The sequence below is a fragment of the Psychrobacter sp. bablab_jr014 genome, assembly GCF_016464015.1.
GTDB lineage: Bacteria > Pseudomonadota > Gammaproteobacteria > Pseudomonadales > Moraxellaceae > Psychrobacter.
In genome coordinates this window covers 16865-28529 of record NZ_JACDXT010000028.1, presented here as the reverse complement: position 1 = coordinate 28529, position 11665 = coordinate 16865, and the positions used below count along the sequence as shown (strand labels likewise).

Here is an 11665-nt window from a genome sequence, read left to right as displayed (position 1 = left end):
TTGGGTGGCGATTTCTCCAGCGAGACGGTCAAGCCCGACCGCAAGAATGTTCTTAGCGGCATTGATATCTCTATCATGCCGTGTGCCACACCCAGCACAAGTCCATTCTCTTATTCCAAGACCTGCTCTACCTTTCGGACTACTGGACGTATCGCCACAGCACGAGCAAGTCTGGGTAGTGTAACTCTCATTCACAATTTCAAGACGGCAACCTGCGTTCTCGCATTTGTAGGTCAGTTGCCGTTTGAGTTCATACCAACCAGCGTCATAAGTTGATTTTGCCAGTTTGGTTTTTTTGCTCGTGAATGAGCGTGATTTAACGTCACCGACCACAATCAAAGCATTTTGCTTAATAAGATTGGTGGTGAATTTATGGATTAAGTCTAGGCGTGTGTTTTTAATCTTGGCATGAATAGCCTTTACACGCTTTTTGTTCTTGGCTTTTTGAGCAATTGCTAGCTTCTTAGCCCATTTTTGCGTTTGTTTAATGTGTAACTTGTCGCCGTTTGAGATGGTGGCACTATCTTTAAGTCCTAAGTCAATGCCAACGTTATCAGTTCCGCAAGTGGTTTTGGGATAGTCTTTGACGGTAATACAAGCATACCAACGGTTACGGCTGTCTTGCACGATTTGTAGGGTGTTGATTTGGTATAGGCTAAGGTTATAGCTGTCCCATAGGTCTATGATAAGTTTTTTACCTTTAGACAGACTAAGCTGTAGTGTTGATTTTAAGCCTTTTTTGCCTGTTTGGTGGGTAGCAATGTGTTTGACGGCAGATTTTTTAAAAGGTATCCAGCCTAGACTTTTGCGTTTGGCATTGGGTCGGTTGGTTCGCCAGTTAAGTTTAGCCTTTTTAAACTGTTTGCGGCTTTTGGCATGAGTCTCATTGATGGCTTGAATGGTTTGAGAATGTAAGTTTAAATATTCACCGCTGCCTTTGGTGTAGATGCTTAGGTCATAGGCACTAAAGAATTTGCCTGTTCGTTTTAGGTACTTGTAACTCAAGTCATTGACGTAGTTCCATACGAAATTAACCGAACCACTTAGGCGGTTTAGTTGGTCAGTGTGTTTATCTCGTATGCGTAGCTTGAGGGTTTTCATGGGGTTAGTTTATACTGCCATTATTCTTTATTCAACATTGGTCTATTAAATTACATCTGTGCATGAGCGTGGTCATGGCGTTGCCTTATATCCATCGCCTAAAGTCGGTGGTTTTACGGCAACGGAGGATAAAAAACGCCCAAGCCTCCTTCGGTTTGGGCGTTTTTGCGTGTCTGAGAAGTGGTGATACGAACAGAAAAATGCTATGATAACGCGCTATGCGAGCGCGCACGGATAGGCTGTAAATGAAAGTTAAATCATTGATAACACTGTTATTTATACCCATATCCTAGAGGCGCGTTTGGTTTTTTTGAGTATAAAAAAGAGTCGTTTATGGCATTTGTACACCTTGGCATTCATAGTGAATATTCAATTACAGACTCTATCATCCGTATCAAGCCGCTGATTAAAGCGGCGGCGGCGGATGGACAGCGGGCGCTCGCGCTGACTGACCTCTCAAACCTATATGCCACGGTCAAGTTTTATCGGGCGTGTCTTGGCGCGGGTATCAAGCCGATTATCGGTAGCGAAGTCATCATGGACAATGAAGACACGCGCTTAACTTTACTTGCCATGAACAATACAGGCTATCAAAACATCACGCGCATCGTATCGTTAGGCTATACCGATGGGCGTGCCAATCCTGACAATCACGGTACGCCTGTGGTCACGCGTGAGCAGATTCTCGCGCACGCTGACGGGGTGATTGTCTTATTTACGGAAAAGTCCGATGTCGGGCAAGCGCTGATTAGCGCGGTGTCTGAAAAAGCAGACGATTTATTAACCTCGTGGCAAGCAGCGTTTGGCGACCGTTTGTATTTTGCCATCAAACGTACAGGACGTGCTGGTGAAGACGCTTTTATCGAAGCGGCAATTTATGCAGGGGCGCGCCATCAGATTCCTATGATTGCGCACAACGACGTGCGTTTTTTGCAGCAAGACGATTTTGACGCGCACGAAGCCCGCGTCTGTATTGCCACCTCTTACGTGCTTGCCGACCCCAACCGCCCGCGCCTCTATTCCGACGAACAGTATCTAAAAACCCAAGACGAGATGCAGCAGCTGTTTGCCGACATTCCGCAGGTGATTGACAACACCATGCACTTGGCGACGCGCTGCAATGTGACCTTAACCCTTGGTGAAAACGTCTTGCCCGACTTCCCTGTGCCCGAAGGCGAGACCATTGAGTCCTTTTTCCGTGCTGAATCAAAGCGCGGTCTCGATAGACGTCTTGACAAGCTCTACCCTGTTGATGAGCGTGGCGAGGATTGGGACGCGATACGTGCGCCGTATGATGAGCGCTTGGAATATGAGCTGAACATCATTTTGTCGATGGGTTTTCCTGGTTATTTCTTGATTGTCATGGACTTTATCCGCTGGGCAAAAGGCAATGGCGTGCCAGTCGGTCCTGGTCGTGGCTCAGGCGCAGGTTCGCTGGTCGCGTACGCGCTGAACATCACCGACCTTGATCCGCTACATTATGACTTGTTGTTCGAGCGCTTTTTGAATCCTGAGCGTGTCTCAATGCCTGATTTTGATATTGACTTTTGTATCGAGGGGCGCGACCGCGTCATCGACTATGTCGCCAATACTTATGGACGCGAGGCGGTGTCGCAGATTATCACCTTTGGTACGATGGCAGCAAAAGCGGTAGTGCGCGATGTGGCGCGGGTACAGGGCAAGTCGTACGGTCTTGCCAATAAAATGTCCAAGCTGATTCCCAAAACCCCAGGCATTACCCTCACCCAAGCGATGAACGAAGAGCCGCAGCTCAAAGACCTAATCAGCAATCCTGACAACATGGATTATGAAGATGCACTTGAGATTTGGGAGATGGCGCTGAAGCTTGAAGGCGTGTGCCGTAACGTCGGTAAGCACGCGGGCGGCGTGTTGATTGCACCCAACAAGATTACCGATTTTAGCGCCATTTATTGTGATGATGAAGGTCACCGCGTCTCACAGTTTGATAAAGACGATGTCGAAGCGGTCGGTCTGGTCAAGTTTGACTTTTTGGGTTTGCGTAACCTCACAGTAATTAATGCCGCTGTGCAAAACATCAATGCGCGCCGCGCCCGTGAACAACAGCCAGCGCTGGTACTCGAGGATTTGCCACTGGATGACAGTTATACCTATACGCTGTTGCAAGACGCCAAAACGACGGCGGTGTTTCAGTTAGAAAGTATGGGTATGAAAAAATACCTTGCTAAGCTACAACCGAGCAATATTGAAGACGTCATTGCCATGTGTGCGCTGTATCGCCCAGGGCCACTCGATGCGGGCATGGTTGAGATGTATATCGACCGTAAGCACGGGCGCGAAGAAGTCGTCTACGACCATCCGTATCTTGAACCAATTTTGAACAACACTAACGGCGTTATTGTTTACCAAGAACAGGTCATGCAAATCTCGCAGGCGATGGCGGGCTACAGCCTTGGCGGCGCGGACATGCTGCGCCGTGCGATGGGTAAGAAAAAGCCTGAAGAAATGGCAAAACAGCGCGATATCTTTGTTACAGGGGCGACCGCGCAAGGCATTGATGAGGCAACCTCTGGTGGCGTGTTTGACCTTATGGAAAAGTTTGCAGGCTACGGGTTTAACAAGTCGCATTCGGCAGCCTATGGCGTCCTTGCCTATCAAACCGCCTACCTCAAGCACTATTATCCTGCCGAATTTATGGCGGCGGTACTGACCTCTGATATGAACAACACGGACAACGTGGTGTTCTTTATTAATGATTGCCGTGAAAACTTTGGCTTAACTGTGGCCAATCCGTCTGTGAACCGCAGTGAGTGGCACTTTGTTGCCGACACGCCGACCAATATTATTTATGGCTTAGGCGCGATTAAAGGCGTTGGCGAAGGTGCGGTCGAGTCGATTGTAAACGCCCGCCGTGCTGGTGGCGCATTTAGTGATTTATACGACTTTTGTCGCCGCGTGGATATCAAAAAAGTCAACAAACGCACGCTTGAGGCGTTAGTGAAGGCTGGCTGTTTTGACGACTTTGCCGAGACTCTGCGCCCAGACTTGCCAAGTGAGCTGGCGTTTGAAATACGCGGCGCGCTCATGAGTCAGCTTGCCAGCGCGGTACAAGCCGCCGAGCAAGACCGCCAAAACCGCGAAATTGGCATGATGGACTTGTTCGGTGATGTTGATAGTGGCGTGGTCAGTGCACCGCCGCTGCCTGTCTCCAGCGATTTAATTTGGGGTGACAAGCATCGTCTAAAAGCAGAAAAAAGTACGCTTGGACTGTACTTAACAGGGCATCCGATTGATGAATACCGCGATGAGCTAAAACGCTATACCGCAGGCGCGCGCCTTGATAGCTTAAATGACACAGGCTTTAATGGCAGCTGTTATTTTGCAGGCTTGGTGATGGATGTCGCAAATTTTGGCAACCGTCATGTGATTACCCTCGACGACGGCACAGCACGCCTTGAAGTCAGCTGTTACGCTGAGCGTTTTAACCGCGTAAAAGACGTGATTAAAATCGATGAAGTGGTTGTCATTAAAGGCAGTATCCGTGAGCGTGATGGGCGCTTGTTCGCGCGCTTGACTCATGCTTTTAGTATGCTGGAGGCACGCCTGCGCTGGCTTGATAAAATCAGCATTAAAGTGTTTGCCGAAGACACGCGACTGTTAGAGCATTTGCAGCCTTTATTAAAATCAGCTCAAGCAGCGGACATTCCACCGCCTATCGCTGCATACCAAGAGGAAGACGAGAGCGACGACTATTTAGACGATACGGGCTTAGATAGCCTATATGATGATATGGGTAATGACTTGTTACAAATGATACCCTCTACACAGAGCCATACCCCGACGTTTAACGATAATTGTGTTGCACTCGGTCTGACGATTTATAACAATTATGCTATAGCTAACGTTGCGCTATCACCGCACTGGCGTGTTTATCCTAATGATGATAATCTGCAACGCTTGAAAACTTTGGTTGGCGATACACATTTGCACTTTCACTACCGCTAATATGTGGTATCGACCATTCATCCCTTGTATTAAATTTGATTGAATTGGATTTTCCATATGAGCCAAACACACGACCAGACGTTAACTGACATCGTCATTGACTACGAACAATTTGATGAAATGCGCGATTTGCTTGAAGATGACTTTCAAGAATTGGTCAGTACTTACATCATCGATAGTCGTCATCGCATTGGTTTGCTAGCGACTGCCGTAACCGAAAATGACAATGTCAATGGCTTTGAAATTGCGCACGCCATCAAAGGCGCAAGCGCCAATTTAGGGGCAGTGCAAATGCTAGAATTAAGCAGCAAACTGCAAGAAGCGAGTCGCGCCAACACAATCAATCAATATGAAAGCACTGTTAAACAGATGATGGCAGCAATGGATACGTTAGAAGCAGATATTCAAAAGTATTTAGGCCTGTCATGAGTATCACAGAACCTACTGCGCCATCTGTATTGAGCGATTATCTATCTTGTCTGCAAGTGGTGATGGTTAACACCACACTACCTGCAAATATCGGTTCAGCGGCTCGTGCTATGCATACGATGGGTCTGTCTCGCCTATCGGTGGTTGACCCCAAGCATCCTATCGATGATAGCAGCGTATCCCATGCTGCAGGCGGTATTACGGTATTAGAAGCGGCGACCATCACGCCGAGCCTGAAAGCGGCTGTTGCTGATTGTCAGTTGGTATTTGCTGCCAGCAGTCGTAGTCGTCATATTCCTCGTCCTGTTGTGAATCCGACTGAGGCTGCTGAGATTATGCTGTCTTTTATTAACGCGCATAAAAACAAAGAAACCATGCCTAACATTGCTATCTTGTTTGGGCGTGAAGACCGCGGACTCACCAACGATGAGTTGGCACTGGCTGATTATCACATTCAGATTGATGCCAACCCTGACTATCCTGTATTGAACGTCGCCTCAGCGATTCAGGTCATTGCCAGCTTTATTTTTGCACGCTTGCAAGCGCACGTTACCTCAAGCCAAACGCCTGATGACACAAGTGACATACTGACCACGCATATTCGTCAACAGTGGGATGAGCCTGCCATTACGCACGCTGAGCAAGAACGACTGGTCGAGCGCATTATTGAGCTTATGGTCGATAAAAACCTTGCTGATGCAGGACAATTAAAGTCCCTACCCGTACGCTTATCACGCCTAAGCGCACGCTTGCAACTTGACAAAAAAGAATATCAATTACTAAGCGCCTTAATCGCGAAGTTAAAAGTCTCTTAAAATCATTGACCTACAGCCAGTAGCTGTCTTTACTCTTATTAGGGTGTGTTACATTCTGTATAAGCAGTGACAGCTACGGCTGTATTTTTTTGTGCAAAACTGCTATAACTGGTGCATTCAGGCGGTTGCAAGCTTTTATTGCACTGCTTATCATACGACTTTTATTTTATCCTTCCGTATGGATTAAGACCTGACAGGACGCTTTATGCCATCGCCAAAGACCTTGTTCAAATCATTCGTTACTATCAAAAAAAATCTACAAGAAGACATCGAAGCGGTATTTAACCGTGATCCTGCTGCGCGTAATAGTATGGAAGTACTACTTACCTATCCAGGAATGCACGCGCTGATACTGCATCGTGGCGCGCATTGCCTATGGCGACATAATCATAAATTTGCAGCGCGTGCAATTTCTTATGGCTCGCGTATGATGACAGGTATTGAGATTCATCCTGCGGCTAAGATTGGCAGACGCTTTTTCATTGACCATGGTATGGGGGTGGTCATCGGTGAGACGGCTGAGATTGGCAATGATGTGACCTTGTATCATGGTGTGACCTTGGGCGGCGTGTCTTGGAACAACGGCAAGCGTCATCCCACACTTGAGGACGGCGTCATCGTCGGTGCAGGCGCAAAAGTTTTAGGGCCATTTACGGTCGGTAAAAATGCTAAGATTGGCTCAAATGCCGTTGTGGTAAAAGCTGTGCCCGAGAACGCCACGATGGTTGGCAGCGCGGCGCGCATGATATCAGATTATCATGATGAAAAAGGCAACCCACTAACCAAAAAAGTGGACGATGCCAAACAGCAAGAACAAGCAGCGCAAGGTGTGGATACCGAACACGCCAGCACACAAAAACCCAAAAGTATCCGCGAAAGCACGTTCCAAGCCTATGGTATTAGCCCCAGCTCAACCGATCCTGTTGCTGATGCCTTTGCCAAAATGCTTGAGCATATTCGCCAGTCTGAGACCCGACTCGACCAAATGCAAGCAGCTATGTGCAAAATGGATCCTCACTTTTGCAAAAAAGAATACGACAAACTGTGTGCGGAAGACTTAAGTGTGATTGGTAATAAAGACCAACAAGATGGCGAGCAGTAAGCACAACATTGCTTCAATAAAGCTAAAGCACTGTTTATATATACTTAGGCTATTTTTATAATGCGCTTTCTCAGTTTTTATCTTAAGTTTGGATAAAAAAAGCCACCTGAATGTGTAGGTGGCTTTTTCACTTTATAAACAATAACAATGACTGGCGCGCTTAACTGTTTGGCTGACGTTCTAAATGTAAGTACTGCAAGTGATATTCGTACTGGTTTAGGATGTCCACGAGCACTTGCTCTTTGGTATAGCCGACCAAGTCGTACTCTTGCGAGCCTTCACTTAAAAACACTTCAGCGCGGTAGTAGTACTCGGCGTGCTTGCTTGAGGTGTTGAGCGTAAAGTTCGGACGCTCGGCACGAATCAGATTAACCTCGTAAACAAAGTCATCTTCATCACCATGACCCACACGCAATTTTAGACCGTCGATTTGTCCATTGTCATCATCTTGGCTATTTTTAATATCTTTGCCAATATGCTCAAGATTGCGAATGTCCAGCACAGTGTTTAAGCCACCAGCAGTAAACTCGCGCTCAACCTCAATCATGGCAGGCTTGACCACGTTTTGTAAAAAACGCTCAACCTGTGCATGGCTTGGGAAGCTGACGATGCGCTGCAAGCGCGCGCGCCAGCCTTTACCATTGTCCAAGACGTTTGCCGTGCCGATGGTGGTTGCTTTACGCTTATTGCCTTCTTCTTTGAGTGACTTCCACATTGACATCATGTACATGACGAGCACGATGGAAAACGGCAAACCTGCGATGACTGAGACGGACTGCAATGACGCAAAGCCACCAGCGAACAAGAGACCCAGTGTAATCAAACCTGTCGCTGCTGCCCAAAACAGACGTAGCCACACGGGCGCATCGGCGTCATTGGTCATGCCTTTTGAGCTAAGATTTGCCAATACCAGCGCGCCCGAATCGGCTGAAGTGATAAAGAAAATCAAGCCAATCATCACACCTGCGAACGACAAAATATCACTATAAGAATAGTATTCAAACAAGGCAAACAAGCCCATCGCAGGGTCAGAAGTCGCCACATCACCGAGTGCGGTTGCACCATTAGCAACCAAGTCAATCGCCGAGTTACCAAAGATAGAGAACCACGCAAAGATAAAACCAAGCGGGATAAACATCACCCCAAAGACAAACTCACGTAGCGTACGTCCGCGGCTGATACGTGCGATAAACAAGCCGACAAATGGCGCCCACGCAACCCACCACGCCCAGAAAAATATCGTCCACGATGATTTCCACGCAGCACCTTCTGCGCCCTCATAGGCATACACATCAAAGGTTTTTGCGACGATGGTTTGAAAATATTGACCGATATTTTGGGTAAAGGTATTGAGCAAATAGACTGTATTACCCATAACCAAAATCGCCACTAACAATAAAATCGCCGACAGCATATTGAATTCAGACAGACGGCGAACGCCTTTTTCAACACCCGTCATTGCTGAGACAGCGGCTGCGATGACGACAACAATAATAATAATGGACTGAACCAGTTTACTCGATTCGATACCAAACACATGCGTCAAGCCTGCGTTGGCTTGCAAAACCCCAATACCTAAACTGGTGGCAATGCCCATTAAAGTACAGACCACACCAAAGGTGTCTATACCATCACCAACCCACCCTTTAACCAAACGCTCGCCAAAAATAGGCGTAAGGGGTGAACGCAGCGCCAGAGGCATATTTTTGCGATAAGCAAAATACGCGAGTGCCATACCAATTAAGGCATAAATACCCCAACCGTGTAGCCCCCAATGTAAAAAGGTCTGTGCCACCGCCTGTTGCATGGCCTCGCTGCTAGCAGGCGTCAAGCCTGCGTGCGGCATGAGATAATGCGTCAACGGCTCGGATGCACCAAAGAACAGCAAGTCAATACCGATACCTGCTGAAAATAGCATGGCTGCCCATGCTAAAAAAGGAAACTGCGCCTTTTCGTGGTCTTGTCCAAGTTTAATATCACCATATTTAGAAAAGCCAACAAACAACGCAAAAATACTGTACGCGGCGACAACCAGCATGTAATACCAGCCAAAACTCTCTGATACCCACGCCATACCCGCGCTTAATAGCCCTTCACTATAGCTAGGAAAGGAAATCGTCCAAATAATCAATAAAATAGAAATGATGGCTGAGCCTAAAAATACCGTTTTGTTTAGGCTCAAGGGTTTTGTTGCATTCGCTGATGGCGAACTGTGCATAAAAAGACCTCAAATAAGTCATATAAATTACGGTCTGATATCACCTAGCTTAAATGCGTTTAAAGCATAGAGCAGTCCAAACATCCATTCCCTGAACGTGGTCAAACGCGACTAAGGTAGGTCATACCGATTAAAAATCGAGTACAAAGCACTCATCATGGCTGCTTTGCCTCACTGTATCACTTTAAAATTGGTGTGCCAGCATAGCGCCAGCACGCACCCATTAAGACAATAATGAAAGCAATAACAAGATAGCGCTTATGGCATATAGCGGCGCATTGGCTCTCTACGCAGCGGCGCGCCATTGGCCACATAATAATCTGCCGTCGAACGTGGCAGCTGCACGCCTTTCATCTTATCGGCGATTTTTTCGGCGATCATGATCGTGGTGGCGTTTAAGTTGCCGCTGATGATGTTTGGCATAATCGACGCATCAACGACGCGCAAACCATCAATACCATGCACCAAGCCCTCACCATTAACCACAGCATTATTGTGTTCACCCATCGCACAGGTACATGAAGGATGATAAGCAGTCTCACCATGCTCGCGTACATAATCATCGAGCTGCTGGTCAGTCACCAAGTCTTCAGTCGGTGAGATAGCTGCGCCGCGATACGGATCGAGCGCTGGCTGGTGCATAATCTCGCGAGTGATGCGCATTGCCTCACGGAACTCGCGCCAATCTTGCTCATGCGACATATAGTTAAACAAGATGCTCGGATGCGCGCTTGGGTCCTTAGAAGTCAGCTTGACGCGACCACGGCTGGGTGAGCGTAATGAGCCAACATGCGCCTGAAAGCTGTGTGCATCGCTAGCACTGCGTCCGTCATAGCGTACAGCGAGCGGCAAAAAGTGATACTGCACATTAGGGTGTGTAAATTCTTCATGCGTACGGATAAAGCCGCCACCCTCAAACTGGTTGGACGCGCCCAAGCCTGTACCGTTAAACAGCCATTCTGCGCCAATGGCTGGCTTGTTCCACCACTTGTTGGCAGGAGCGATAGACACAGGCAGCTTACATTCATACTGCATGTACAGCTCAAGATGGTCTTGTAAGTTATTGCCCACCCCTTGTAGGTCGAGCACTTCTGTAACGCCGACTTCTTTGAGCCACTGACCAGGACCAATGCCTGAGCGCTGTAAAAGCTGCGGTGAGGCAATCGCGCCTGATGATACGATTACTTCGCGCTGGGCATAGAAGTTTTTGGTTTGTCCTTCGTGATGGACTTTGACACCAACAGCACGTTTGTTATCAAACAAAATCACATCCGTCAGCGCCCCTGTTAAGATGGTGATGTTGTCTCTTGGCTTAGCACGGTCAAGATAACCGCGTGCGGTAGAGGCGCGGCGACCGTTTGGCGTGACAAAACGATCCATTGGGCCAAAGCCTTCTTGCTGATAGCCGTTTAAGTCTTCGGTACGTGGATAGCCTGCCTGCACACCTGCTTCAATCATTGCCTGAAATAGCGGATTGACCCCAGGTTTTGAGGTGGTCATCTCGACAGGACCGCCCGCGCCGTGATAGTCGTTTTCACCCACATCACGGTTTTCGGATTTTTTGAAATATGGCAAGCAGTCGAGATATGTCCAATCATCTAGCCCGTCAAGCTGCGCCCAGCCATCATAATCGAGCGCATTGCCACGGATATAGCACATACCATTGATCAGCGATGAACCGCCCAAGCCTTTGCCGCGACCACAATCCATGACACGGTTATTCATATAAGGCTCTGGGTCGGTCTTGTAACCCCAGTTGTAGGTTTTGCCTTGTAATGGCATCGCGAGCGCCGCAGGCATCTGCGTGCGAAAGTCTAGGCGATAATCGGGACGTCCTGCTTCTAATAATAACACTTTGACGTCCGCATCTTCGGTCAGACGGGTCGCCAATACGTTGCCCGCTGACCCTGCGCCGACAATAATATAATCAAATTCAGCCATGTTTGATGACATAACACACTCCAAAATCTAGATAAAATAATGCGCTAAGCATAAGGACATCAAGCGAGCGCTAAT

At 47.8% G+C, this 11665-nt stretch carries 7 protein-coding genes; 4 read left to right on the top strand and 3 right to left on the bottom strand.

All coding sequences use genetic code 11. The annotated features are described in order from the left end of the window. A partial coding sequence (locus JIE71_RS07570; RefSeq protein WP_199508127.1) for an RNA-guided endonuclease InsQ/TnpB family protein occupies positions 1-1101 on the bottom strand: 1101 nt, incomplete at its 3' end. A 333-nt stretch (positions 1102-1434) separates the two neighbouring features. On the opposite strand from JIE71_RS07570, the gene dnaE reads away from it, so the two are divergent. The 4 genes from dnaE to cysE all read left to right on the top strand — a co-directional run bounded on the left by dnaE (position 1435) and on the right by cysE (position 7431). Then, complete coding sequence (gene dnaE / locus JIE71_RS07565) at positions 1435-5085, top strand: DNA polymerase III subunit alpha (protein ID WP_199508126.1); 3651 nt, start codon at positions 1435-1437, stop codon at positions 5083-5085. Positions 5086-5142: 57 nt separating this feature from the next. Next, the gene (locus JIE71_RS07560; RefSeq protein ID WP_199508125.1) at positions 5143-5514 is read left to right on the top strand and encodes an Hpt domain-containing protein; all 372 of its coding nucleotides are present in this window, start codon (positions 5143-5145) and stop codon (positions 5512-5514) included. Further along, positions 5511-6329: an RNA methyltransferase gene (locus JIE71_RS07555; RefSeq protein ID WP_199508124.1), complete on the top strand. Its 819-nt coding sequence runs from the start codon at positions 5511-5513 to the stop codon at positions 6327-6329. The genes JIE71_RS07560 and JIE71_RS07555 overlap by 4 nt, the downstream gene beginning before the upstream one ends. A 205-nt stretch (positions 6330-6534) precedes the next feature. Then, positions 6535-7431 carry a serine O-acetyltransferase gene (gene cysE / locus JIE71_RS07550; protein WP_199508123.1) on the top strand — a complete coding sequence of 299 codons (897 nt, stop codon included), beginning with the start codon at positions 6535-6537 and terminating at the stop codon, positions 7429-7431. A 160-nt stretch (positions 7432-7591) separates the two neighbouring features. Here cysE and betT read toward each other — a convergent pair whose 3' ends face one another. Both betT and betA read right to left on the bottom strand, forming a co-directional pair. After that, entirely contained in the window at positions 7592-9649 is a 2058-nt protein-coding gene (gene betT, locus JIE71_RS07545) for a choline BCCT transporter BetT (RefSeq protein WP_199508122.1), read from the bottom strand. A gap of 258 nt (positions 9650-9907) precedes the next feature. Then, complete coding sequence (betA, locus tag JIE71_RS07540) at positions 9908-11602, bottom strand: choline dehydrogenase (RefSeq protein ID WP_199508121.1); 1695 nt, start codon at positions 11600-11602, stop codon at positions 9908-9910. Between the last annotated feature and the right edge of the window lie 63 nt (positions 11603-11665).